This is a genomic window from Paenibacillus sp. 2RAB27 (genome assembly GCF_052115445.1).
GTDB lineage: Bacteria > Bacillota > Bacilli > Paenibacillales > NBRC-103111 > Paenibacillus_E.
The window spans coordinates 319,602-345,261 of the sequence record NZ_JBFRGR010000001.1 but is presented as its reverse complement, the minus strand read 5'-3'; the positions used below and the strand labels follow the sequence as shown (position 1 = coordinate 345,261).

The window sequence follows — 25,660 nt, the reverse complement described above, 5'->3', positions numbered from 1 at the left end:
ATACTATTCCTATACATGGATGACTGCAGACAGAATTGACATTGTTAAGCTCTGAGAGGGGTGAACCATGGACCGGGTAATTAATAAATATTTATACATCCGTCTGCGCCGCAAAGCGCGCGTTCGCAAGGGGCAGATCGTGAGACTGCACCATATTGCACAGCTATTTGTGGAGCCTGAATATGAACAAGCTCTGAACGAATTGATTATTCATCAACCCCAGCAAGAGGATGGAAATCGCGTGCTCATCGATATGCTATTAATCATTCGTAAAGTAAAGAAATGTTTTCCTGAGCTGCAAGTTGAACATTTTGGTGAACCGCACGTACTGCTTGAAATATACACCGATAATAAGAAATCAAATCCGCTTCTCATCGTAATCGTATGGTTGCTTTTATTTATTGGATCAGGGCTGGCGATCATGAATTTCCATGCTGACGTGTCCATGCTAGTCGTCCATCAGCGTATTTATGAATTGATGACGGGTAAAAAGGTCGATCATCCGCTCATTTTACAAATTCCCTATTCAATTGGCATCGGAGCAGGGATGGTACTTTTCTTTAACCATCTGTTTAAAAAGAAATTCAACGAAGAGCCGAGCCCATTAGAAGTTGAGATGTTTATGTATCAAGAAAACATTAATCATTATGTAATCACAGAAGAATACTCGAAAATCAATGAAGAAGGAGACGCGAAGTGATTACGTTGCTCGGGGAAGCTTTACTAACCGCTTTTATCGGATTAGCTGGAGGTATTGCAGTTGGGAGCGGCATGGTTGCCTTCCTAGTCGTTCTGGATATCATTCCTAGGTTAGCCCAAATCACACGATCATTCTCCAAAATCCACGCTTATGAAGCAGCGGTTGTACTAGGTTCACTCGTGTTTACTTGGGTTGATTTCAGTGATATGCATATGCATTTATTTCCAATGGGCGCAGCGTTATTTGGTCTATTTGCAGGTTGCTTCGTTGGATTACTAGCTGCAGCGCTGACTGAAATCGTCAATGTGCTGCCGATTTTGGCTAAACGAGTAGGAATGGATTCCTATCGAATTGTGTTATTAATGGCCATGATTTTCGGGAAAGTTATTGGTTCCTTGTTTGAATGGTTAATTTACTAAAGGGCGGAGGAAGGTGGCGCACCAATGAAGTTTATCGTTAGAAATGGTCAACAAAGCGATGAGGAGCAAGAACAAGAGTCACAAGATGAGTTCACACAAGAAAAGCAAAGTAGTCAAGATAGTCAAGATGAGAAGCTTGCCGTTGATGAGGAAGGTAATCTCTCAGTCTACAATCCGCTTACGAATATGACACCAGAAGAAAAGGCACTGAAGATTCAAGAAGATATTCCGAAAAGCCTTCGAGAAGTACAGCGGGTATTGGAAGAACGAGTCGGTTTGAATCGGAGTTTCGATCTAGTGATGAGAGAGATGGTGTTTGGCGCTAAACGCGTTGGCATCTTCTACTGTAATGGGTTCGTGAAAGATACCGTGTTGACGGATATTATCACTCGACTGACCTATGCAGATAGTGATGCGGTAGCCCACCATACGTTGGAAACATTTATTGAAAAATTAATTCCACATATTCAAGTGAAGCATTATACGAAAATGTCTGAGATTGTTGGACAGGTGTTAATGGGTGGGACCGCCTTTTTTATCGAAGGCGTAACAACGGCCATTACGGTTGATGCAAAAAGTTTTCCAATCCGATCTATTGCTGAACCAGATCTAGAGCGTGTCGTCAGAGGTTCGCGCGACGGTTTTGTAGAAACGCTGTTGACGAATGTTACCTTGGTTAGACGCCGCATTCGTGATGAGCGATTTAAACTAGAAATCATGCAGATTGGCAAGCGTACGAAGACAGATGTTTGTATCGGATATATTAACGATATTGCGGATGCGACACTCGTCCAAGAAATTAAAGATAAGATGAAACAAGTGGAGATTGATGGATTGCCTTTAGGAGAGAAACAATTAGAGGAGATGATTGTGAATAAGGGTTGGAATCCGTATCCCATGGTGCGTTATTCAGAAAGGCCGGATGTTGTCTCTGCCCATCTACTAGAGGGTCATGTCTGTGTGTTTGTGGATACTTCTCCAAGTGTCATGATCTTGCCGACGACTTTTTTTCATCATGTACAGCATGCAGAAGAATATCGAAATACACCTTTTATAGGTACGTATTTGAGGTGGGTACGTTTTGCAGGCATTATGATGTCGATCTTTTTGCTGCCTCTCTGGTATCTGATGGTAATGGAGCCTTMATTAAAGCCAGCGGGTCTTGAATTCCTTGGCCCGCAGAAGGATGGTACGCTGCCGCTCCTCATTCAGTTCCTGATTGCAGATATCGGAATAGATCTCATGCGGATGGCGGCCGTACATACTCCTTCACCGCTAGCAACCGCGATGGGCTTGGTGGCCGCGATTTTAGTCGGAGACATTGCAGTAAAGACAGGGCTCTTTATCAACGAAGTGATCCTCTACCTTGCACTTGCTTCAATCGGTATGTTCGCTACACCAAGCTATGAGTTAGGTTTAGCTAATCGAATCGTGAGGCTAGCGCTGTTAATAATTGTGTCTATTTTTGGAGTTCCTGGGTTTGTGATTGGTTCCACATTATGGCTTATTATGTTGGCTTCAAAGAAATCCTACAATGCCCCCTATATGTGGCCGTTTATTCCATTTAATGCCAAAAGCTTTTTCTCCATCCTGCTGCGTCGTCCAGTATTGGCAAGCAAAACAAGGCTTAGCATAACGAAGCCAATTGATGGTACCCGTCAATCTAAAACATAGCGTATGGAAAGGGCTGAAATTATTCAGCCCTTTTTTGTTGTTCTAGGCGCATGTATTGTCAAATAGATGTGCGCTATGGTACTTTTATAAGTATGTATGCGACCTCTTTAGCGGAATTTGGCATAGGGAAGGTTCAAGTAGAGAGGGGAAAATATAGCTATGTATTTACATGGTACCAGTAAATTAAATGATCTAGGCCACCTCGAAATTGGCGGTGTCGATACGACGAAGTTGGTAGCCGAATTCGGCACACCTCTCTATGTTTTCGATGAGACACTTGTTCGTCAGCGTTGTCGAGAGTTCGTTGAAGCTTTTGAAGCTTCTGGGCTGAAATTTCAAGTAGCCTATGCAAGTAAAGCGTTTTGCGTGATGGCCATGTGCCGAATTGTAGAAGAAGAAGGTATGTCCTTGGATGTTGTATCCGATGGCGAGCTGTATACAGCGCTTCAAGCGGGCTTCCCAGCAGAACGTATTCACTTCCACGGGAATAACAAAACCATTTCCGAGATGGAAATGGCCATTGATGCCAAAATTGGATGTTTCGTCGTAGATAACTTTATCGAGCTACAAATGCTAAATGCAATTGCAACTGAGAAACGCCAAAAGGTGAAAATTTTATTGCGGATTACGCCAGGTGTAGAGGCGCACACGCATGAATATATTTCAACAGGCCAGACGGATTCCAAATTCGGCTTCGATTTGGGGAATGGATCTGCATTCCGCGCGATTGAGGAGGCTTCACAGCTTTCCAATTTAGAACTTTTGGGCATCCATTCACATATTGGTTCACAGATATTTGAAGTCGAAGGGTTCCGAATTGCGGCTGAGAAAATGGCCGAATTTGCGATTCATGTCCGCACTGAATTAGATGTTACGTTCAAAGTAATTAACCTGGGCGGTGGCTTCGGAATTCGTTACGTGAGTGAAGATACACCTCTGCCTGTAGCTGTGTATGTGAAGGCTATTACAGATGCTATTAAAACGAATTTCGGCAGCAACGGCTATCCGCTACCGGAAATTTGGGTTGAACCGGGTCGTAGCATCGTAGGCGATGCAGGGACAACGCTTTACACGGTCGGCACAACGAAGGATATTCCCGGTGTTCGTAAGTATGTGGCTGTAGATGGCGGTATGACTGACAATCCACGTCCTGCCCTATACGAAGCTGTATACGAAGCGGGTCTCGCGAACCGCGCTGCAGAGCAGCCAGCTGAAGTTGTTTCGATTGCCGGCAAATGCTGTGAAAGCGGCGATATGTTGATCTGGGATGTGAATCTGCCGAAGGTAGCTGCAGGTGATATTCTGGCGGTATCGAGCACAGGAGCTTACAATTACTCGATGGCTAGCAACTATAACCGTATTCGCAGACCGGGTGTTGTTTTTGTCAAAGACGGCCAAAGCGACCTTGTCGTGAAACGTGAATCCTTTGATCAAATCGTAGGGAATGACGTAATTCCAGCTAGAATGAAACAAGTCAGCAAGACGGTTTAATCGTAGTATGAAATCAGCAGGAGGCCCCTAGTTATGCAGGGTTCCTCCTGCTGTTTGTGTAATGCAGCCATTCATAGTAGAATAAGATATTATTTCCTAAAGGAGTGAACCACATAATGGCAAAACAAGCAAAAATTCAACTAGCAGGTGGCGGAGAGGTTGTTATCGATCTTTTTGAGAAAGATGCACCGAACACTGTCGCTAACTTTGAAAAACTAGCAAACTCCGGTTTCTACAACGGACTTGTTTTTCACCGCGTAATCCCAGGATTCGTAGCACAAGGTGGTTGCCCAACTGGAACAGGAACTGGTGGCCCTGGTTACCAAATCAACTGTGAAATCAACCCGAACAAACATGAGCGCGGCTCCCTAGCGATGGCGCATGCTGGTCGTAACACAGGCGGAAGTCAATTCTACATCGCATACCAACCGCAACCACATTTGGATGGCGGACACACGGTGTTCGGTAAAGTATCCAAAGGTATGGAGCTTGTTGATGCATTCAAAGGCAAAGACAAAATGGAAAAAGTAGAAGTTGTAGAAGTATAATTTCTGTCATATGAACTGCTCAGACTTAGGTCTGGGCAGTTTTTGTATTTGTGCGTGACGCGAGGGTCTGGAGCGTTGGCAAAAGCATGGATTTACTGTGCCGAGTGGTGCTATGTATTTAGAGCCTAAGCGCAAATAGATGGATTTTCTGTAGTTAATTATTTAGTTTTCTTGAGAATAAGCCAATTAGATGGATTTCCTGAAGTTATTTTCGAGCATATTTAAGGAAATGAGTGTTTTGAGGAGATTTAGCTGGATATTTTCCATCTAATTGGAATATTTGATGGAATTCATCTGGATTAGCTGTATATTTTACAGGTAAGTTGTGATGTGTAGAGTGAAGTAAGCAAGTAGAGTACCCGAACCAGACTGTCAGCAGCCAACCTTCAAGAGCCCCAAAGAGCGAACCGCAACCGCAACCCCAAGAGCGAACCCCAACCCCAACCATACAAATTAGCTACTCAACAAATCAACTCATCAGTAGTTCGTAAGCACCTCAACAATCCAGCTCACAAGTAACTTAACAATGCTATTGCCTAACTACCCAGCAACTTCTCCAACGCAGATAAACCCTTTCCAACTCATCAAAGGTTGTTATATCAAGTCAAGCAGAACCTATCTGAACGCGGATACGTCAAACTTAAAAAGGGAATACGTATGAAAGGTGATGTCGGTTTGAAAAAGAAATGGTTACTTTATGTAGGAACAGGTATAGGGTTGGCTATACTCTGTCTATTCACTCTGACAGGAAGAGAGAAGCCGACAGTCAATGTTCAAAGCCCGCAACATGTCTCCTTGATATCTGATGTAGTTGTAGCTAAAACGCCCTCAGAAACGGTGAGGCGGCCTTTGATGGAACAGCTTAGAATAGAGCTAAGCCATGTAGCTGAACCTATTCCTGATCTGACGGAATGGCTTCAAATACGAGTATCGCCATATGATTCTCAGAAAGTGGCCTTAGATGTCATCCAGACTGATTTGGATCAAGATGGGGTTTCGAATGAATGGGTAGCTGTGTTAATTGAGGATATTCGGGATGAGCAAACAGGCTTGGAACAGGAACGAAAGTCTTATGGGGTAATCATTGATTATGAGGATAGCCGGTACACCCTTCAATATTTGAATTTCACATCTGCGAATAACGGCCGAGCAAACGTCATGACCATTGCTGATCTTACAGGTGATAGCAAGCCAGAGATTGTTTGGGTATCCATAAATAGCGGCGCACACACTACTTTTTCCGAATATGCTGTGTCATCATGGGTAGGTAGAAAACTTGAAACATACACGGGAACGGCTCTGATAGCCAGTGTATCCAAAGCGGATATTCGAGATAGGAAGCTTCAACTGACAGGTGGGTTAATCGGTTCAGTTGGAGCGGGACCGTGGCAGCAGGAATTCACGGAGACGTATGCGATTGTTGAAAATACTCTCAAACGTACTGAGCGAGTCTATGTGCAAACACCTACACCGTATCATCGACTGATAAGTGGCATGTGGGCTGAGTCGTACGGATACAGGGAGCAGGCGTTACGTGATTATTCAGAAGCCATCGAGATGCAAGCCGTGTCTAATCATGACTATGCTTTTATTTTTGAAGGCGAGTGGGTACAAGGTGGGATAAATCCCGATAAGGAAGCAGAGTTTAGCAGTACAATCAAACGTTTTTCACTGCTGCGGAAGGAACTTTTAACAGAGATGTCCAGAGGAGTTGACCCTCGAAACGCTTGCGTATCGGCCAAGAAGAAAGCTGGCTTCGACATGGCTTGGTTGACGTATCTGAATGCACCCGCAGGCTATGCAAATCCTCATTGGGAAGAAGGAACGATTTGCTCAGATATTGCTTTATTAGAACAATGAATTCATAGTAAATTCAACAAGGATGAGTTCCAAATCCATTAATTCCGACAAGTTTTATCAGAAAAAATGAAAAAAGACCTTGCAATTTTCATGCGTGAGTGATAAATTTTTGTGTAATAAAGAAATTAGTAGCTAAGGTTTAGTTATTAATCTCTTTTATAGTATGCAAAACCTTCGGGGCGTGGTGAAATTCCACACCGGCGGTGATTCGTACTCATGTACGTGTACATGGTTGCGATCAGTCCGTGACCCGTTGTGAAGCTAGCGGTACCTGACAACAGCTTCGCTACGGTTGACCTGGTGGAACTCCGGGACCGACAGTATAGTCTGGATGGGAGAAGGAAAATGCGAATGTCATTTCGCTAGCATGCTTGTTCATTTTTTCACATTAATCTAAATTCGGCAGGTCTGTCCAAAAGGGCTACCTCGTCGGTATTGTTTGATTTGATCAAAAATGTGACAAGCGTAACAGCAGGAGTTTATTCGTGTTATCTAAACAATCTCTGGCCCCCATCCGTAAGCGGAAGGGGCTTTTTTGCATTAGAATCAAGGATTGAGTTAAGAAGGCGGTGATCATCCATGGAGCTGTTGAATGACGAAACCTATATGAGACTTGCGCTTCAGATGGCAGAGCGCGCACTTGGACAAACGGGAATCAATCCTGTAGTTGGCTGTGTTCTTGTCAAAGAGGGCCGCATTGTTGGCATGGGTGCACATTTGAAGCGCGGAGAGGGGCATGCAGAGGTCTTGGCCTTGCGTATGGCGGGCGAGGAAGCTAAGGGGAGTACAGCTTATGTGACCTTGGAGCCCTGCAGTCATCATGGCAAAACACCGCCATGCTGCGACCGCCTCATCGAAGCTGGTGTGACTCGTGTTGTCGTGGCTACCACGGATCCGAATCCGGTAGTTGCTGGGACGGGAATCGCCAAGCTGCGCGCGTATGGATTGGAAGTGAGCGTAGGCTTGCTAGGTGAAGAATCCGCGAAGCTGAACGAGGTTTTCAACAAATTCATCGTCTCGCGTATGCCTTTTGTGACGATGAAGACCGCGAGCACCCTGGACGGCCGCATCGCTTCCAAAACCGGCGACAGCAAGTGGATTACATCCGCGGAGTCGCGAGCTTTTGTTCATACCCTGCGCCATCGGCACCAGGGTATCCTCGTCGGCGTGCAGACCGTCATCGCCGACGACCCGCAGCTGAGCACGCGCGGCGACGTACCGGCTGTGCAGCCGGTACGCATCATCGCGGACTCGCAGCTGCGAGTCCCGCTCGGCGCCCGCGTGCTCACCGAACAGGATCGTCAGCCGACGATCCTGCTCGCGAGCGCACAGGCGCCCGCAGAGCGCCGTGCCGCGCTGGAAGCGCGCGGCATTACGGTCCTCACCTGCGGGGACGGCCCGCAGGTGGATCTGATGCTCGCCATGCAGCAGCTCGGCGAGCGCGAGATCGGCTCCATCCTCCTCGAGGGTGGAGGCCGCTTGAACGGCGCCATGCTGGAGCGGCGCCTGATTGATAAGCTGGTGCTGATGTTTGCGCCGAAAATTATCGGCGGGGGCCAGGCAGCACCTGCGAACATCCACTTCGACGGCTACGCGAAGATGGATGATGCTATAACGCTCGACCGACTGCGTGTCGAGCAATTCGGACCGGATATTTGTATAACCGGTTATCCGTTGTATAAGAGCTAGAGAACGGAGGAGTGGCATGTTTACCGGCATTGTTGAAGAAATCGGCCACATGCGCCGCATTCATAGTGGAGGGCAAGCCATGGTGCTGACCATTGGCGCCAAAAAAATACTGGAAGACGTCCATTTAGGGGACAGTATTGCCGTTAATGGTGTGTGTCTCACCGTCATTTCGTATGACAGTGATTCCTTCTCCGTTGATGTGATGCCTGAAACGTATCGGAAGACGAATCTACGGAAGCTACAATCGGGCACGCGAGTTAATTTGGAGCGGGCGATGGCGGCGAACGGTCGATTTGGCGGACATATTGTCCAAGGTCATGTGGATGCCACAGCAACGATCCTATCCCGCATACCGGAAGAGAATGCCGTTGTGTACCGGTTCGCACCGGAGAATCCGCATATATTCCGCTACATCATTCCAGGTGGTTCCATCACGATCGACGGGATTAGTTTGACGGTTGTAGATGTCACAGAAAGCGATGTTTCCGTTTCGATTATCCCGCATACACTTGCGCAAACGGTTCTCCATGACAAAAAAGCCGGAGATACAGTCAACATTGAATGTGATGTTCTTGGCAAATATATGGAACGACTGCTCAAATTCGGTCCTTCTGATACTTCTGCTCACGGAAACGGAGAGCCTAAGAAAAGTAAGCTGACCGCAAGCTTTTTAGCAGATAATGGCTTTATGTAAGTTAGGAGAGGTGTATATGACACAACCCATTCGGTTCAATACGATTGAAGAGGCTATTACGGATCTAAAATTAGGTAAAGTAATTATTGTCGTAGATGATGAAGATCGGGAAAATGAAGGTGACTTTATCGCCCTTGCTGATAAAACGACACCAGAAGTGATCAACTTCATGATTAAAGAAGGTCGTGGGCTCGTCTGCACACCGATTACCGAAGACAGAGCCAAAGAACTTGATCTGCCTCCAATGGTAGCGCGCAACACCGATTATCACGGTACAGCTTTCACGGTTTCTGTTGATCATACAGATACAAGCACAGGGATTTCAGCTCATGAGCGTTCCAGAACGATTCAAGGGTTAATCGATCCGTCCACGAAACCACAGGATTTCCGCAGACCAGGTCACATTTTCCCTTTGATTGCCAAAAAAGGCGGTGTACTTCGCAGAGCAGGCCATACAGAAGCAACGATCGACTTGGCTATTCTTTGTGATTCGTATCCGGCAGGCGTTATTTGTGAAGTTATTAAAGAAGATGGTACCATGGCAAGAGTGCCGGATCTGATGGAAATTGCAGCGAAGCATGAGCTTAGCATCATTACGATCCAAGACCTTATTCAGTATCGCAATCAACAAGAAAAGTTGGTGAAGCGCGAGGTTGAAGTGGATCTGCCAACGGATTTTGGAACATTCAAAGCGATTGCTTATACGAATCAATTGGATGATAAGGAACATGTAGCTTTAGTTAAAGGGACCATTGACCCTTCCAAACCAACTTTGGTGCGCGTCCATTCGGAGTGTTTGACAGGTGATGTGTTCCACTCTCATCGTTGTGATTGTGGTCCGCAGCTCGATGCAGCACTAAAACAGATTGATGAAGAGGGCAATGGTGTATTATTATATATGCGACAGGAAGGTCGCGGTATTGGCTTAATCAATAAATTGAAGGCCTATGTCCTCCAAGAGCAGGGATTAGACACCGTAGAAGCGAATATTAAGCTTGGATTTGCTCCAGATCTTCGTGATTATGGCATTGGTGCACAAATTCTCAAAGATCTAGGCATCACGAAACTTCGTTTGTTGACGAATAATCCGCGTAAAATCAAAGGCTTAGAAGGCTATGGCCTTGAAGTAGATGAGCGCGTTCCGATTCAGATGGAGAGCAAGAAAGATAACCTTAGTTATTTGCAAACCAAGCAACAGAAGCTTGGCCACATGCTTACTTTTATCGATGTAGGCAAGGGCATTTAATTTTTGTATAGTAATCTAAATCACATACAAATACGTTTCAACAGAAAAGGAGATTCTTACCATGGCTACGATTTATGAAGGACATTTAATTTCGCAAAATTTAAAATACGGGATCGTTGTTGGACGTTTCAATGAATTTATTACTTCCAAACTGCTAGGCGGTGCACAAGACGCGCTAAAGCGTCACGGTGTGGATGAAAGTGAAATTGATATCGCGTGGGTTCCAGGTGCATTTGAACTGCCTCTTATCGCGCAAAAAATGGCCGAAAGCGGCAAGTATGATGCTGTCATTACCTTAGGTGCCGTTATTCGTGGTTCAACGCCGCATTTTGATTATGTGTGCAGCGAAGTGGCCAAAGGTGTTTCGGCGATTAACTTGAAAACAGGTATTCCTACAATCTTCGGTGTATTAACAACAGATTCCATTGAGCAAGCAGTTGAACGCGCAGGTACGAAAGCAGGCAATAAAGGCTGGGAAGCTGCCGTAACTGCGATTGAAATGGCGAACTTGACGAAGCAATTCTCTTCCTAATGCTGGCTTATTACCACTTGGAAACACTGCTGCCGCGGCTGTTTGCTTTCCTAATTGCTATGACCCTACATGATACAGCGCATGCAGGAGTCGCTTGGCTGCTAGGAGATCGAACAGCTCGTGATGGCAAACGATTTTCGCTTAACCCCTTGGCGCATCTTGACGTCTTGGGGTTGGCGATGATCGTCTTCGGGCCATATGGCTGGTCGAAGAAAATGCCGGTCGATTCGGACCGTTTTCCCAAGAATCGCAAACTATCGCATACCATTGTTTATCTTGCTGGGCCTCTCGCGAATCTTGTACTCGTTTTATTTTTTTGGTGGTTATATTTTTACTTGCCTGCCCTTCTTGGGGCAGCTTCGGAATCGCTCGTCGTGGAACAATGGCGTGTGTATTTACAATATTGTGTTATCGTTAACTTAATGATAGGACTCATTCATTTGTTGCCGCTCTATCCGCTTGATGGATGGTATATAATGAGAGGGCTTGTTTCGACTCGGAAACAGCGATGGCTGGACAGACAACAGATCAAAGCACTTATTCTTGTAATCGTTTTAATGGTGACCCCGATTGGACAATGGGCGCTCAGCGGAATTTATCCATACGCCGTACAGGTAATCATGCATCTTTATTCACTATGACAAGGGGAAGAACGACATGAAGGTTACATATAAGTTGGAAGCATTTGAAGGCCCCCTTGATCTATTGCTTCATCTGATTGATAAAAATGAACTCGACATTTACAATATTCCGATCAAAGAAATTACAGATCAATACCTTGGGTATGTGCAAGCGATGCAGGAACTGGAGTTAGATATAACGAGTGAATTTCTCGTTATGGCTGCTACTCTGCTCTCCATCAAAAGCAAAATGCTTCTACCTAAGCCGCCTGTCATTGAATTTGACGAATATTTTGATGATATGGATGATTCGTTAGACCCACGCGCTGAGCTCGTTGCTAAGCTAATTGAATATCGGAAATATAAATCGATTGCAGATATGCTTCGTGACAAAGAAGTGGAGCGCAGCCTCGTTTACACACGTGAACCTGAGGATTTAACACCATATCTGCCGGATCTTCATGAGAACCCGGTGGAAGGGTTAGATGTTGCTGATTTACTGATTGCTTTTCAGCGTACCTTGCGTAAGTTAGCGAACCGAAACGTAGTTGCACGGATCAGACGAGATGAGATTTCGGTAAAGGATCGGATTCGTGAAGTTGTTGATTTGCTTAAAATAAAAGGTGGCAAGCTGTTATTTTCCAAGCTGTTCGATTATGAGATGACGCGGGAAGAAATCGTCGTTACCTTTCTCGCTATCCTTGAGTTGATGAAAATGAAGAAAATCACATGCTACCAAAATCAGCTTTTTGAAGATATCGTCATTCAAGCCAAAGAGGAGGGAACTGACCTTGACACTCAACTTCCAACAGATGAAATCGATTATTGAAGGACTTCTCTTCGCCTCTGGCGACGAAGGACTAGATCTCAAGCAACTTGCTGAAGTGATGGAACTTGATGCTTATGTAATTAAAGATCTGCTGAAAGATATGCGAACAGATTTCAAACGTAAAGGGCGCGGCGTCCAAATTGTAGAGGTTGCTGGCGCCTACCAGCTCACTACTTTGGCGGAGCATGCTCCGTATTTTGAAAGGCTTGCTTATACGCCATCACGTTCCTCGCTCTCGCAAGCTGCTCTTGAAACGTTATCCATCGTTGCCTATAAACAACCTATTACACGTGTTGAGATCGAAGAGATCCGCGGCGTGAAGTGTGATCGAGCACTTGCTACATTAACGGGTAAGGATTTGATTACGGAGGTCGGGCGTGCAGATGCAGTGGGTAGACCGATTTTATATGGTACGTCCAAACAATTCTTGGAGTATTTCGGTTTAAATTCGATCCAAGAATTACCTGACTCTGCTAATTTCCAAGGTAGTTTTGATTTGGAAGAAGAAACTCGGATGCTATTCGATCGCTTAAGCGGGGATCAGAAACAATTGACCCTGGACGATGTGAGTGACGAGCACTCCGAATAAGGTCATGTTAGGTTAAAGCTTATCCATACATGCATTTCATTTCCTTTTAGAGGTCATACTAACTCCACCTGCGAGAATTCATCTTGCGTGTGGAGTTTTTCGTTCATTTTGACTAAGGAGGCGTAAGTGTTGCTGTGGGTAGGGTTGGCCGTCTTGGTTGTCATCATTGCCATTATCGTTGTGCTATGCAGCTATATGCGCGGTGAATTTTATTTCTCCCGGGTAAAAGATAATGATACGCTTACCGTGGAGATGCGAGGGTTGTTCGGGCTCGTACGATACCGTTATGTCATTCCGATCATTCAGTTCAAAGGATTCACCCAAGGGATATTAATTAAGTCAGAAAAAGTGACCCAACAAAGCGCCAAGCTGAAGGATGAAACGAGAGAACATATTACCAAGGATAAAGTCATCGCCTTTTACAAGGAAACGAAAGATGTCCTCGTGCATACGCTGAATTTATATGGTTGGATGAAGATGACCTTAGCTAAAGTAGAGTGCACAGAGCTGAAGTGGATTACTCGCGTAGGACTTGGTGATGCCCCGGAAACGGCGATAACGACGGGAGCCGTATGGGGAATCAAGTCATCGTTACTTGGCTTTACAGTCCGTTATGTGAAGTTAATTGCGAAGCCGCGCATAGATGTGATACCACAATATAATGAAAAGCAGTTTGCAACGGAGTTTCGTTTTGCTGGTCGAATCCGGGTATGGTTTGCTGTCACAGCTGGCATACGGTTGTTATACCGTGCAGCTAGAATCAAAGGAGGCATTCGAACTTGGATCCAGTTCGCATTGAAGGCGAGAGCTAGATTCAAACCTGCTTCGTGAGTTTTACATAACCCCTTGCTAGGAGGGGCATTCTAGAACTGAACCATGATAGTTCTTATGAGCTCTGAATGCTTGAGCTTTGGATGCCAGAAACGTATGGTGAAAAAACGCTAAGGAGGAATATGAAGATGTCCGAACACCCGATTCAAGGCCTCATGAAAGTCGCCATGGAAAATATAAAAGAGATGGTCGACGTAAACACAATTGTCGGTGACCCGGTTGAAACGCCAGACGGTAGTGTCATTATGCCGATCTCCAAAGTGGGATTTGGTTTCGCAGCTGGCGGTAGCGAGTTTGTGACAGACTCCGAAATTGAAATCGAAGGCGGGTCAATGGGCAGAGGCGACGCGCTCAATGCCAAAGTTGCTCTCCCCTTCGGTGGTGGTAGCGGCGGCGGGGTATCCATTACACCAATTGCTTTCCTGGTTGTTGGTAAGAATGGCGTGAAGGTCGTACCGTTAGATAATCAAACGCATATTCTGGAGCGTCTTATCGATTCTGCGCCGCAGGTCGTGGACAAGATTCAGAGTATGATCAAAGGTATGTCAGCGAAGCCACCAGTAGCTGCTTCAACCAATGTCACTAACGTCGAGAATCAGAATTTTATTGTGTAGCCTCTTGTCATTATGAGCTGTCCTTTGAGGACAGCTTTTTTTATGGAGTTCCTCAGTCGTGAGAGTTTCTTACGACCGTTTTAGCAGAAGTGGGACGCCAGTTAATCATTTTGATTAGTTGATCCTGCATGTAAGAAGGTGAATATTTGAATTCACTTTCAATCCAATGAAAAATAAGGCCAAGCAAGGCATGAATAGAGTAAATGCTCAGCAGTTCTTGATCTATTTCGTTGTCTTGATCAGGGTAGAATAATTCTTCTTGTGTGATTTTTTTTAAAGCATTAAACATCTTTTCTTTCAGTTTGGGAAGTACTTCACTTTTCATTAGCGTGGTATAAATGGAGGAATTTTGATGGAAATGATCAAATATCATAACTGATTTTGCAGGCAGTTCTTGAATGCGAAATACCTCAACATGTTCATATGGTGCACGGAAAGATTGAAGTAATTGATCAGTTAATTGGGAAATGATATCGTCAAGCAAATCTTCTTTACTTTCGTAGTTGGCATAGAATGTCCCTCGATTATAGTTAGCGAATTCTACAATTTCAGTAATCGAAATGGAAGCAAAGGGCTTTTGTGACATTAGTGCCAGCAGGGATTCTCGTAGAGCGATTTTACTTCGAACGATTCTGCGATCCGTTTTTTTAGTGATTTCTGACATTCATGTTCATTCCTTTTTTGGCGTTAGTGAACAAAATCAATCCATATGTACGTTAGTTAACAAACAAGCGTTTTTTACTGATTGTAACACTTCTGATACTCTATTATACTCCAAGTGAAGGAAGTTCTATAGGCACAATTCAGTGAGGGATTTGCACGAAAATACATGACATTTGGAGGAATTACACATGAAGCTTTCTGGAAAAGTGGCTATCGTTACAGGAGCAGCGTCAGGTATGGGTAAAGCAATTGCAGAATTGTTCGCAGCAGAAGGAGCAAAGGTAATCGTTTCAGATCTTCGGGTTGAGGCGGCGCAAACGGTTGTTGCTGGCATTGAAGCAAAAGGTGGTACAGCAATTGCTGTTGCGGCGAATGTTGCGAAAGAAGAAGATGTTGCACAAATGATTGATACGGCTGTTGAAGAATACGGTACCGTTGATATTCTCATAAATAATGCTGGTATTATGGATAACTTTGTCCCTGCAGGAGACCTTACGGACGAGCTGTGGGAACGAGTTTTCGCAATCAACACAACAGGTGTCATGCGGACAACTCGGAAAGTTCTTCCGATTTTTACAGAGAGAAAAAGCGGAGTCATCGTAAACATTGCGTCCGCAGGCGGACTAAATGGATCCAGAGCAGGTGCAGCGTATACGGCATCTAAACATGCGGTAGTTGGATTCACGAAAAACGTTGGGTTTCAATACGCGAATCTTGGTATTCGTTGTAATGCAATCGCTCCTGGCGGTGTAAGCACAAACATCGGAACAACGATTACGGCACCAAATCCTTTTGGTATGGAAAGAGCAATGGTTGGCATGGGGTTAAATCCACGAGCAGGTGAGCCGGAGGAAATTGCGAAGGTTGCTTTATTCTTGGCTTCCGACGATGCGAGCTTTGTTAACGGGACAGTAGTTACAGCGGATGCGGGCTGGACGGCCTACTAATCGCTAATTAAATAGAATAGGTAAGACTAGACGCCAAGTTGCGTTATTGAAGGCTGATCCTTAAGTAGATTTTCTACTTCTGGACGGCCTTTTTGTTTTGGGTAGTTTTCAGGACATATCCCTCGTCCACTCGCATATACTTGTACAAAGTTTCATCAGTGGATTCGATCAAAAGTGTACAAGTTCGCTCGTGTAGGAGGATAACCCAACCAATGAAAACCAAAAGCCAGTTCATCATCATTTGCTGTGCCTTGATTGGATTGTTAATTGCGCCATGGACCTATGTAGAAGCCGCGCCGCCAAGCATTCATACGAATGCGGTCGGTGCTTCGCTTGTTGATGTGGAGTCAGGACGTGTGCTTTATAGCGAAAAAGGGGACACGCCTATGCGTATAGCTAGCTTGACCAAAATTATGACAGCGATCATTGCAATTGAACAAGGCAACCTCACCAGCATGGTCAAAGTCAGCAAGAATGCTTTTGGCAAAGAAGGTTCTTCCATCTACTTGAAGCTTGGAGAAGAAATGCGACTCCACGACATGCTGTATGGTCTCATGATGCGCTCCGGTAATGACGCCGCGACAGCGATCGCTGAGCATATCGGAGGAAGCGTGGAAGGGTTCGTCTATCTGATGAACGAGAAAGCGAAAATGCTGGGAATGGATCATTCTCATTTCACGAATCCATCAGGGCTGGATGAAGGTGAAGGTCATCGCTCAAGTCCGAATGATATGGCTAAGCTCACCGCGTATGCGCTCAAGAATAGTGTATTTGCTGACATTGTATCTACAAAGCTCAAAAAAGTACCCAATCCAAATGAAGCATGGGATTATTCTTGGCTCAACAAAAATAAAATGCTTTCCATGTTCGAAGGTGCAGATGGGGTCAAAACAGGTTATACCAAGCTCGCTAAGCGCTGCTTAGTATCTTCGGCTACACGGAACGGCCAGCAACTGGTCGTTGTGACTTTGAATGATGGTGATGATTGGGCGGATCACGCGAAGCTGCTCCAATATGGCTTCAATAATTTCCCACTGCAGACACTGGTGAAGAAAGGCGATGCAATCGAAGGTACCCCTTGGGTAGCAAGCCGAACGTTCAAGTACCCACTCGCAGAAGGTGAATACGCCAGTATAACACACCAAGTTAGCTTGGTAGATCCTATGACAACGGAGTATCGGTTGGCTGAACGCGGTGCACTGCGAATATCATTGAACAATAATCTGATACAAACGATACCTATCTATGATCCAGCAAACCCGTTGATGCAAGTGCCGGAGAAAGCTACATTCTCCTATCAATCGAGCAGTCCATATAAAGAGACTTTGCTGACAAAGTATAGCTATATCTGCAGAATGCTAGTACAGGGGCTATTTAATATATCCGGCTCCATATGGGCGGATTAATGTCAAAGACGTAAGCCAAGTTGTAAGGAGTGCTGACCTATGGTGAATTGGATATGGCTATTTTTTATCGTTGTTGGTTTCCTCGTCGCAGCTATCAATGGCGATGTAGAATCCGTTACACAAGCGGCATTTGATGGGGCGAAGAATGGTGTTACCGTATGCTTCGGATTAATTAGTGTACTGGTATTCTGGATGGGCATGATGCGTATTGCGGAAGATGCAGGTATTTTGCACAAGTTGGCAAGACTTCTTCAGCCTGTCGTACGTTTCCTTTTTCCAAGTGTTCCAAAGAATCATCCCGCGCTTGGTTATATCATGTCGAACATKAGTGCTAATATCCTTGGTTTAGGTAATGCAGCCACCCCGATGGGGATTAAAGCCATGCAGGAGCTTCAAAAGCTAAATCCTAACAAAGATGAAGCAAGTACAGCCATGTCCACACTGCTTGCGCTCAATACATCAAGTATCACTTTAATCCCGACAACACTTATCGCAATAAGAATGAATTTTAATTCGATGAATCCGGCAGAAATCGTAGGTACTACACTCATTGCGACGATCATCTCCACAACAGTGGCCATATTCGTTGATAGATGGTATCGCAGATCGCGCTCACCTATCCCTCCGCTGAAAGGATGAACAGGCATGTACGCACTCGTTTCACTTATTTCGGCATGGGCCATCCCAATCATGATTGTGTTCATTCCCCTTTACGCTGCTTATCGCAAGGTTCCTGTCTATGAGTCATTTGTAGAGGGTGCCAAAGATGGCTTCGACACGGCGATCAAAATTATTCCCCACCTTGTCGGGATGATGGTCGCGATTTCCGTATTTCGTGCATCTGGTGCGATGGACTTGATGATAGGGTGGATGCGGCCATTTTTCGAAAGTATTGGTGTGCCTACAGAAGTGCTCCCTTTAGCCATTCTAAGGCCTATCACAGGAGCGGGTTCCTTAGCTTTTACCACGGATTTGATCGAGCAGTTTGGTCCGGATTCCATGATTGGGCGGATTGCTTCAACGGTACAAGGGAGCACGGATACAACTTTATATGTGATAACCGTTTATTTTGGCGCGATAGGGATTCGAAAGGCTGGATATGCGCTCAAAGTGGGATTAATTTCAGATGCTGTTGGCTTTATCGCTTCTCTTGTTATTTGTTATGTCGTATTTTCATAAATGCCAGGCACGCATTGGCACCTGAATAGCCATCATTCTGTCACCTTCTGTCAGTTATTGTGGGTTGCCGCTTGAGATTTGTGGTTAAGTCCGTTATCATTAGCTTGAGGTGAAAGCGGATAATGGAAAGACTGCAAAAGGTATTAGCCGAAGCTGGGATCGCATCCCGCCGGAAATGTGAAGAAATCATTACAGCGGGACGCGTGCAAGTGAACGGTGAAGTCGTCACGACGCTGGGTGTGAAAGTGAATACAGCTGAAGATGAAATTAGGGTTGATGGACGTGCGATAGGTCAACAGAAGAAGATCTATGTCATTTTAAATAAGCCCAAAGGTGTTATAACGAGTGCAACGGATCCCGAAGGACGTAAGGTTGTCACTGATTTCTTGCCAGGGATCAGAGAGCGTGTATATCCGGTCGGTCGACTGGATTACGATACGGAAGGCCTGCTCATTCTAACGAATGACGGAGAGTTTGCACATCTGCTTACACATCCGAAGCATCATGTACCGAAGACATACCAAGCAACTGTCAAAGGTGTGCCACACGGCACGTTATTAGATAAGCTCAAAATGGGCATACAGTTAGAAGATGGTATGACTGCGCCTGCTGAAGTCGAGTACGCAGATGTGAATATGGAGAAGAATGAGTCTGTCATTCAGATCACGATCTATGAAGGAAGAAACCGCCAAGTTAGACGGATGTTTGAGGCGATTTCGTTCCCCGTAATCAAATTAAAGCGGATTAAATTCGGTCCCATATTCTTAACAGGCCTGGCAAGAGCGAAGTATCGCCACTTGACGCCCAAAGAGGTTGAAGAGCTTAGGAACGAAGCGCTAAGGACACATAACGTTCAAAAAGGCCAATAAGAATTGGCCTTCTTTTCGTTATAATAAGGGTATAAATCGATATGCCAAAACTAACATTATCGACAAAGCGAAGGTGATTAACATTGGGTCGTAATAAGAAGTGGGTACAGATTGGGATCTTTGCAATCGTGCTCATTATTGGTGTGTTTACGATTATTACAAATTTGTCTGCTTCAGCTAGCAAGAAGTACCCGCAGCAAGGGGAGAAAGCGACTAACTTCTCCTTGGTTGGATTAGATGGTCAAACGCACGAGCTCTCTGATTACAAAGGGAAGGTTGTGCTCGTGAATTTCTGGGGTACATTTTGTCCACCATGTAAAGAAGAAATGCCTGATCTTCAGAAGCAATACGATAAGTGGAAGAGCCAAGGTGTTGTTTTCTTAGAAGTGAATGTGGACAAGAATAAAGTAACGGTCCAGGGCTTCATGGAGCAATACAAATTAAATATGCCAGTACTGCTGGATGCCAATGAAGTTGTTCGTAAATTATATGGCGTTATGGACTATCCAACAACCTTTTTCATCGGGGCAGATGGCAAAATTGCTGTGAAAAAAATTGGCCAAATGGAAGAGTCATTTATTGATGAGACGATTTCTAGCTTGGTCACTAAATCGTAATTTATAAGTCGTACGCATGTTCAACGTTTTTAGGAGGTCATCATGTTCTACAATACCAAATGCGATTGCGGACATCAGAACCCCACAGGGACTACGCTGTGTGAATCCTGTGGGAATCCGCTGATCGATATCGATGGCAGAGACATACTGGAAATGCGCTATGATGGGATGGCCAGACGTTCTCAGAAATCAAATCCTTCTCTGCTCGATAAAGTCTGGAATTTCTTCTCCTCAGTGAAAATAGCCGTATGGATCATTTTCATTACATTGCTGGCTTCAGCTGTTGGAACGATATTTCCACAAGAGAATACCTTTCTAGACATGGATCCATCTCAATATTACAGCGAAAACTATGGGCAACTAGGGAATATTTATCATGCACTTGGCTTTTCTCATACCTTCAGCTCATGGTGGTTCATCACGTTGCTTTTCATGATTGGCACTTCGCTTGTCATTTGCAGTTTGGATCGTGTTCTTCCCCTTTATAGGGCGTTGTCCAAGCAGCAAATTCGCAAACATATCAATTTTCTGACTAGGCAAAATGTCACATTTGTGACAGATTTGCCTGCGGGAACGGATGAAATCGCTTGGACGAACAAGCTGGGCACACTTTTGCGTAAAAAGAATTACCGTATACATACCGATGGCTCTGCACTGCTTGCTGAGAAATATCGCTTTAGCCGCTGGGGGCCCTATATCAATCATATTGGACTCATTATCTTCTTAATCGGTGTGCTTATGCGCGGGATACCCGGCTGGCATATGGATCAATACATGAGCATCCTTGAAGGTGAAACCAAGCCCATACCGCATACGTCGTATTACATCAAGAATGAGAAATTTACTCTCACGTTGTATGATGAACAAGAGCTTCCTGAAAGCATCAAAGCCAAAGGTCAGATTGTTCCGAAGACGTATGAAACGCAAGCTGTCTTGTATCATTGTACCGCGAATTGCGGGGATGGGGCAGAAGCGCCCGTTCTGGAGGAAGTTCACAAGGCCAATATCATTGTGAATCATCCATTGGATTACAAGGGTCTGCAAGCGTATCAGTTTGATTACAAAGCAACACCACTGCTGATCTCGGTGAAGCCTACACTAAGCAATCCAACTACGGGTGAGACTTATGGTAGCTTTGATCTACCTATGAATAATCCTAAAGAGTCTTATCAAGTAGGTGCATATACCCTTACGCTGAAAGGTTTCTTCCCTGAGTTTGGCATAGAGAAGGGTCAACCGATTTCCAAATCGAATGAGCCGAAAGCACCAGCTTTTATTTTTAGCATAACGGGACCGGGGCTAGCTGAAAAAGGGGAACCTTATCTGTATTTCCCAAGACAAATCGATAAGGAAACGTTCTCGCAAGATACCATTAACGGTGCGATTAGCCAGAAGCTGAAGATTGCGGTTGGCTCCATGGAAGGCGTTCAATTTGCCAATTATACGACATACTTGAACATTCGAGTGGATAAAGCTATGCCATACATCTGGGTTGGCTCTGCGATCTTTATGATCGGTGTCATTATGGGCTTCTATTGGCAGCATCGACGCATTTGGATTCGAATTGATGGGGGCAAGTTGACGCTCGGCGGCCATACGAACAAGAACTGGTTTGGACTTCGCAATGAAGTTGCCGCAGCGCTGAATAAGAATGATCTGGACGTTTTACCGAAAACATTAGCAAATGGAGGAAACCAGGGGTGAATGTAAACTCTGTTAGCAGTACCTTTCTACTCATCGCTTTTTTTGTATATTTGCTCGCATTCTTCCTGTTTGTTCTTTCGATTACGGGTAAAAGGTGGAGCAACCGGAAACCGGAAGACCACACGAGGCAATGGGGGTTCGTTGCTTTTATTACATCGGTTGTCGGTTTTGCTTGTCATGTGACATTCTTCTTCACACGATGGGCTGAAGGGGATCATATCCCTACTTCCAATATGTATGAATTTATGACGTTCTTAGGGATGATGATCATGTGTGCCTTCTTGATCGTATATCTCATCTATCGGACTCCGGTACTGGGCGTCTTCGCACTACCGATTGGCTTTATCATCATTGCCTATGCTTCCGTTTTTCCAAGTGAAGTACAGCCATTGATTCCTGCGTTGCAGAGTTACTGGTTGAAGATTCACGTAACAACTGCGGCTACCGGAGAAGCTTTCTTTGCCGTTGGTTTTGCCGGTGGATTAATGTATCTGCTTCGATCCGTTGACTATACAGGGACGACGAAGACTGATAAGAAGGAACAAAGAGGTGTTGAGCTTACCTTATTCTTTATTTTTATGCTCGTTGCATTTATTGCCTCGATTTTTACATTCAATGGATCAGGCTACAAAGCTGTATTCTCCAAAGATGCGATTGTTACGAATGCACAAGGTGTACAGGAAACCAATCATACGACAGAAACTTATGTATTGCCTCCAATTGTGCAGCCATATGAAATGAACGTCGTAGAGATGAAGTCATTCCTTGGTATGTCTGAACCCTTATTTACAGCGCCATCCTGGATGGAAGGGGCTAGTGCAGGTCGTAAATTAAACACCGTCATTTGGTCCATCCTTGGTGGTCTCATTCTATATTGGCTAGCACGCCTAGTGGCTCGTAAACCATTGGGAGCAGCGATTGGTCCGATCGTGAAAGGAATGGATGCGGAAGATCTGGATGAAATCAGTTATCGCGCAATTGCGATTGGCTATCCGATCTTTACCCTGGGGGCGCTCATCTTCGCAATGATTTGGGCTCAGGAAGCATGGGGCCGGTTCTGGGGATGGGATCCGAAGGAAGTATGGGCATTGATAACTTGGTTATTCTATGCAGTATTCCTTCATCTTCGCCTTTCAAAAGGTTGGCAAGGTAAGAAATCCGCGTGGTTAACCGTAATTGGATTTATCGTCGTTATGTTTACATTAGTAGGTGTGAACTTAGTTATAGCAGGACTGCATTCCTATGCAGGTGTTTAAAAACAAGTACGTACATTAATAAGGGATGTGACGCTAAAATGGAATTGAAGCCAAGTATACTCGTTGTTGATGATGAAGAACGTATTCGCCGATTGCTCCGCATGTATTTAGAGAAGGAAGGTTATTTGATTGAAGAAGCGGAAGACGGAGAATCCGCTTTGCGGATGGCTACCGAAACCGACTTCGATCTGATCTTGCTTGATGTGATGCTGCCTGGCATCGACGGCATTGAAGTCTGTGCACGCCTTCGTCAAGTGAAGTCCACACCAGTCATCATGTTGACAGCGAAAGGTGAAGAGACGAATCGTGTGAGTGGATTTGAAGTGGGTGCGGACGACTATGTCGTCAAACCGTTCTCACCGCGTGAAGTGATCTACCGTGTGAAAGCGATCCTTCGTCGCTCCTCAGCGACTGCGTATTTATCCAAAGATGCAAGTTCAAGCAATAATATCGTATTCCCGAACTTGATTATTGAGCATGACGCACATCGTGTGACAGCTGGTGGTCAGGAAGTTGCTCTCACGCCGAAGGAATATGAATTGCTGCATTACTTGGCGGTTTCGCCCGATAAAGTTTTCTCTCGTGAAGAGCTGCTCAAGGATGTTTGGAACTACGAGTTTTTCGGTGATTTACGGACCGTTGATACGCATGTAAAGCGACTTCGTGAGAAATTAAACAAAGTATCCCCGGATGCTGCAGCGATGATTACGACAGTATGGGGTGTAGGCTACAAGCTAGAGGTGCCGAAATAAGTGTTTATTTTCAGAAGTGTCGTAGGTAAGCTGTGGTTAACCATTATAGGCCTAGTTGGGGTTGTCTTGCTCATACTGGGCTTTTTTCTTGTCAATTATATGGAAAATTATTTCGCGGAAGCAACGGATCAGCGCGATAATATGAAAGAAGTGGCACTCAAGTTTTCGGAAGAAGCAACGACACACATGTACAACGAGCAATTCTATCAATTAAGTAATGAGCTGCTTAGCTTTCAAGATTCAAGAATGCTTGTGATTTCTACGGATATGAAGGAAATGGCCATCCCGCGAACCAGTGGGAGTCAGTTAGTCGAATTCCATGTTTCTGATTTCTATACGGCTGAAGAACTGAAGCCTGTGTTTGCCGGCCAAACAATCGATAAGCAAGTAAATAGCTCGCGCACAGGCCGCTTTGAGGCAGGGACGGAATACCTTGTTGTGGCAGTTCCACTTTTCAATTTGGAGGGGAGCATTGTAGGGGCGACATTGTTGTATCAATCCCTTCAGTCGTTAGAAGCCACGCAATCGTATATGTTAAGATTGTTTGTTTATGTGTCCATTGTTGGTTTTCTCATGACGACCTTCTTCGCTTTCTTCTTGTTCTCACAAATTACGAGACCGCTCCAGCAATTGAAGAAAGCAGCAGATTTTATAACACATGGGGAATATGGTACGCGTGTCCCGATTCTTTCCAAAGATGAGATTGGTGAACTTGCCAAAACGTTTAACCACATGGGCGAAAAAGTGCAGGAAAGTATTCATGCCCTCAGTCAGGAGAAAGAACATTTATCGAGCATTCTACGAAGTATGACCGATGCAGTGATCACCCTGGATGTGAATGGTTCTGTAATGCTAAGCAACCCGCAAGGGGAGAAAATCGTAGAAGAGTGGAGTACCATTGAGTGGTCTGATGATGAGGGAGAGCCAAGACGTTTCCCAAAACCGGATACTGCACTCGGTGATTGGGGCCTCATGAGCTTCAGCAATCCAAACTCGATGCCAATCCCTGTACCGTTGATTCCGCTCTTTGAAGCGGTTGTCGATGAGTCAGCAGAGGCCGCTACTAAGCTTCATGTGCAAAATGGCGTGTGGTCCGTTGCGATGACGCCACTATACTCCAGGGATCAAGTGCGCGGCGCTGTGGCCGTTCTCCGTGATGTGACGGAAGAGGAACGTCTCGATAAGCTGCGCAAGGACTTCGTGGCGAACGTCTCGCATGAGCTGCGTACGCCGATCTCGATGCTGCAGGGCTACAGTGAAGCCCTGCTGGACGATATTCCCTCCACGCCGGAGGAACGCGTGGAGCTGGTGCAGGTCATTCACGACGAGTCGCTCCGCATGGGGCGCCTCGTCCGTGACCTGCTCGATCTGGCGCGGATGGAAGCCGGCCATCTCGAGCTTTCCTTCAGGGAGGTCGAAATCGACTCCCTGGTGAGGCGCATGCACCGCAAATTCGCGGTGCTGGCCAAAGAGCGCGGCATCGCGCTAAGCGTGACGCTGCCGGAAGAGCCGCTCATCCTGCAGCGTGCGGATGAGGATCGCTTGGAGCAGGTGCTGACGAACCTGCTCGACAATGCGTTCCGCCATACGCCCGCAGGGGCGCGTATCGCCTTGATGGCGGAGGCGTGCCTCTCCAAGGATCGGCCCGCGATCCGGATCGAGATCGCCGACGAGGGGCAGGGGATACCTGCCGAGGATCTGCCGTTCATCTTTGAGCGCTTCTACAAGGCGGACAAAGCGCGTACGCGTGGATCTTCTGGGGGGACTGGACTTGGCCTCTCGATTGTTAAGAACATCATTGATTCTCATCATGGCACTGTAACGGTACAAAGTACATGGGGGCAAGGCAGTACATTTACGATCTGCTTGCCTTGCGAACACAAATAAACAGAAAATTGTGCGAATTTCGACACGAAGAAAAAGGCGTTTGC

At 45.5% G+C, this 25,660-nt stretch carries 26 protein-coding genes and 1 riboswitch; of the genes, 25 read left to right on the top strand and 1 reads right to left on the bottom strand.

Going from position 1 to position 25,660, the window contains the following annotated elements; all coding sequences use genetic code 11:
• The first annotated feature begins 67 nt into the window (after positions 1-67).
• The 15 genes from AB4114_RS01630 to ytfJ all read left to right on the top strand — a co-directional run bounded on the left by AB4114_RS01630 (position 68) and on the right by ytfJ (position 14,336).
• A complete protein-coding gene (locus AB4114_RS01630) occupies positions 68-700 on the top strand; it encodes a stage V sporulation protein AA (RefSeq protein WP_441986819.1) in 633 nt (210 codons plus the stop codon).
• A 5-nt stretch (positions 701-705) separates the two neighbouring features.
• Entirely contained in the window at positions 706-1,119 is a 414-nt protein-coding gene (locus AB4114_RS01625; RefSeq protein ID WP_441987049.1) for a stage V sporulation protein AB, read from the top strand.
• Positions 1,120-1,143: 24 nt separating this feature from the next.
• Positions 1,144-2,793 (top strand): spore germination protein, encoded by a 1,650-nt coding sequence (locus AB4114_RS01620; protein ID WP_441986818.1) that lies wholly within the window; start codon positions 1,144-1,146, stop codon positions 2,791-2,793.
• A 159-nt stretch (positions 2,794-2,952) separates the two neighbouring features.
• On the top strand, positions 2,953-4,284 hold the full coding sequence (lysA, locus tag AB4114_RS01615; RefSeq protein WP_441986817.1) for a diaminopimelate decarboxylase: 1,332 nt from the start codon (positions 2,953-2,955) through the stop codon (positions 4,282-4,284).
• Positions 4,285-4,400: 116 nt separating this feature from the next.
• Complete coding sequence (locus AB4114_RS01610) at positions 4,401-4,832, top strand: peptidylprolyl isomerase (protein WP_056614545.1); 432 nt, start codon at positions 4,401-4,403, stop codon at positions 4,830-4,832.
• A gap of 675 nt (positions 4,833-5,507) precedes the next feature.
• Positions 5,508-6,692, top strand: a complete 1,185-nt coding sequence (locus AB4114_RS01605) for a hypothetical protein (protein ID WP_441986816.1) — start codon at positions 5,508-5,510, stop codon at positions 6,690-6,692.
• 166 nt (positions 6,693-6,858) lie between these two features.
• Positions 6,859-7,039, top strand: a riboswitch (FMN riboswitch).
• A 232-nt stretch (positions 7,040-7,271) separates the two neighbouring features.
• Positions 7,272-8,381 carry a bifunctional diaminohydroxyphosphoribosylaminopyrimidine deaminase/5-amino-6-(5-phosphoribosylamino)uracil reductase RibD gene (gene ribD, locus AB4114_RS01600; RefSeq protein WP_441986815.1) on the top strand — a complete coding sequence of 370 codons (1,110 nt, stop codon included), beginning with the start codon at positions 7,272-7,274 and terminating at the stop codon, positions 8,379-8,381.
• 16 nt (positions 8,382-8,397) lie between these two features.
• A complete protein-coding gene (gene ribE / locus AB4114_RS01595; RefSeq protein ID WP_441986814.1) occupies positions 8,398-9,075 on the top strand; it encodes a riboflavin synthase in 678 nt (225 codons plus the stop codon).
• A 16-nt stretch (positions 9,076-9,091) separates the two neighbouring features.
• Positions 9,092-10,321: a bifunctional 3,4-dihydroxy-2-butanone-4-phosphate synthase/GTP cyclohydrolase II gene (locus tag AB4114_RS01590; protein ID WP_441986813.1), complete on the top strand. Its 1,230-nt coding sequence runs from the start codon at positions 9,092-9,094 to the stop codon at positions 10,319-10,321.
• 61 nt (positions 10,322-10,382) lie between these two features.
• The gene (ribH, locus tag AB4114_RS01585) at positions 10,383-10,853 is read left to right on the top strand and encodes a 6,7-dimethyl-8-ribityllumazine synthase (RefSeq protein WP_057312121.1); all 471 of its coding nucleotides are present in this window, start codon (positions 10,383-10,385) and stop codon (positions 10,851-10,853) included.
• Complete coding sequence (locus AB4114_RS01580; RefSeq protein ID WP_441986812.1) at positions 10,853-11,494, top strand: site-2 protease family protein; 642 nt, start codon at positions 10,853-10,855, stop codon at positions 11,492-11,494. The genes ribH and AB4114_RS01580 overlap by 1 nt, the downstream gene beginning before the upstream one ends.
• Positions 11,495-11,510: 16 nt before the next feature.
• Entirely contained in the window at positions 11,511-12,302 is a 792-nt protein-coding gene (locus AB4114_RS01575; protein ID WP_441986811.1) for a segregation and condensation protein A, read from the top strand.
• Positions 12,286-12,891: an SMC-Scp complex subunit ScpB gene (gene scpB / locus AB4114_RS01570; RefSeq protein WP_056614519.1), complete on the top strand. Its 606-nt coding sequence runs from the start codon at positions 12,286-12,288 to the stop codon at positions 12,889-12,891. The genes AB4114_RS01575 and scpB overlap by 17 nt, the downstream gene beginning before the upstream one ends.
• Before the next feature lie 126 nt (positions 12,892-13,017).
• Positions 13,018-13,722, top strand: a complete 705-nt coding sequence (locus AB4114_RS01565; protein ID WP_441986810.1) for a DUF2953 domain-containing protein — start codon at positions 13,018-13,020, stop codon at positions 13,720-13,722.
• 128 nt (positions 13,723-13,850) lie between these two features.
• On the top strand, positions 13,851-14,336 hold the full coding sequence (ytfJ, locus tag AB4114_RS01560) for a GerW family sporulation protein (RefSeq protein ID WP_441986809.1): 486 nt from the start codon (positions 13,851-13,853) through the stop codon (positions 14,334-14,336).
• Between the two features lie 52 nt (positions 14,337-14,388).
• Here ytfJ and AB4114_RS01555 read toward each other — a convergent pair whose 3' ends face one another.
• Positions 14,389-15,000 carry a TetR/AcrR family transcriptional regulator gene (locus AB4114_RS01555; protein WP_441986808.1) on the bottom strand — a complete coding sequence of 204 codons (612 nt, stop codon included), beginning with the start codon at positions 14,998-15,000 and terminating at the stop codon, positions 14,389-14,391.
• A 187-nt stretch (positions 15,001-15,187) separates the two neighbouring features.
• Between AB4114_RS01555 and AB4114_RS01550 the strand changes: the two genes are divergently transcribed.
• The 10 genes from AB4114_RS01550 (at position 15,188) to AB4114_RS01505 (ending at position 25,616) form a co-directional block, all read left to right on the top strand.
• Entirely contained in the window at positions 15,188-15,946 is a 759-nt protein-coding gene (locus AB4114_RS01550; protein WP_441986807.1) for an SDR family oxidoreductase, read from the top strand.
• A 212-nt stretch (positions 15,947-16,158) separates the two neighbouring features.
• Positions 16,159-17,352, top strand: coding sequence for a D-alanyl-D-alanine carboxypeptidase family protein (locus tag AB4114_RS01545; protein WP_441986806.1), 1,194 nt, complete (start codon positions 16,159-16,161; stop codon positions 17,350-17,352).
• A gap of 39 nt (positions 17,353-17,391) precedes the next feature.
• On the top strand, positions 17,392-17,991 hold the full coding sequence (locus AB4114_RS01540) for a nucleoside recognition domain-containing protein (protein ID WP_441986805.1): 600 nt from the start codon (positions 17,392-17,394) through the stop codon (positions 17,989-17,991).
• Positions 17,992-17,997: 6 nt separating this feature from the next.
• Positions 17,998-18,531 (top strand): spore maturation protein, encoded by a 534-nt coding sequence (locus tag AB4114_RS01535; RefSeq protein ID WP_171628854.1) that lies wholly within the window; start codon positions 17,998-18,000, stop codon positions 18,529-18,531.
• A 122-nt stretch (positions 18,532-18,653) separates the two neighbouring features.
• Positions 18,654-19,400, top strand: coding sequence for a pseudouridine synthase (locus AB4114_RS01530; RefSeq protein WP_056614495.1), 747 nt, complete (start codon positions 18,654-18,656; stop codon positions 19,398-19,400).
• Between the two features lie 83 nt (positions 19,401-19,483).
• Positions 19,484-20,017, top strand: a complete 534-nt coding sequence (locus tag AB4114_RS01525) for a redoxin domain-containing protein (RefSeq protein ID WP_171628853.1) — start codon at positions 19,484-19,486, stop codon at positions 20,015-20,017.
• 42 nt (positions 20,018-20,059) lie between these two features.
• Positions 20,060-21,721 carry a cytochrome c biogenesis protein ResB gene (gene resB, locus AB4114_RS01520; RefSeq protein WP_441986804.1) on the top strand — a complete coding sequence of 554 codons (1,662 nt, stop codon included), beginning with the start codon at positions 20,060-20,062 and terminating at the stop codon, positions 21,719-21,721.
• Positions 21,718-22,977, top strand: a complete 1,260-nt coding sequence (gene ccsA / locus AB4114_RS01515) for a cytochrome c biogenesis protein CcsA (protein ID WP_441986803.1) — start codon at positions 21,718-21,720, stop codon at positions 22,975-22,977. The genes resB and ccsA overlap by 4 nt, the downstream gene beginning before the upstream one ends.
• 38 nt (positions 22,978-23,015) lie before the next feature.
• The gene (locus AB4114_RS01510; RefSeq protein ID WP_057312096.1) at positions 23,016-23,729 is read left to right on the top strand and encodes a response regulator transcription factor; all 714 of its coding nucleotides are present in this window, start codon (positions 23,016-23,018) and stop codon (positions 23,727-23,729) included.
• Positions 23,730-25,616 (top strand): ATP-binding protein, encoded by a 1,887-nt coding sequence (locus tag AB4114_RS01505; RefSeq protein ID WP_441986802.1) that lies wholly within the window; start codon positions 23,730-23,732, stop codon positions 25,614-25,616. It begins immediately after the preceding gene.
• Positions 25,617-25,660 lie beyond the last annotated feature (44 nt).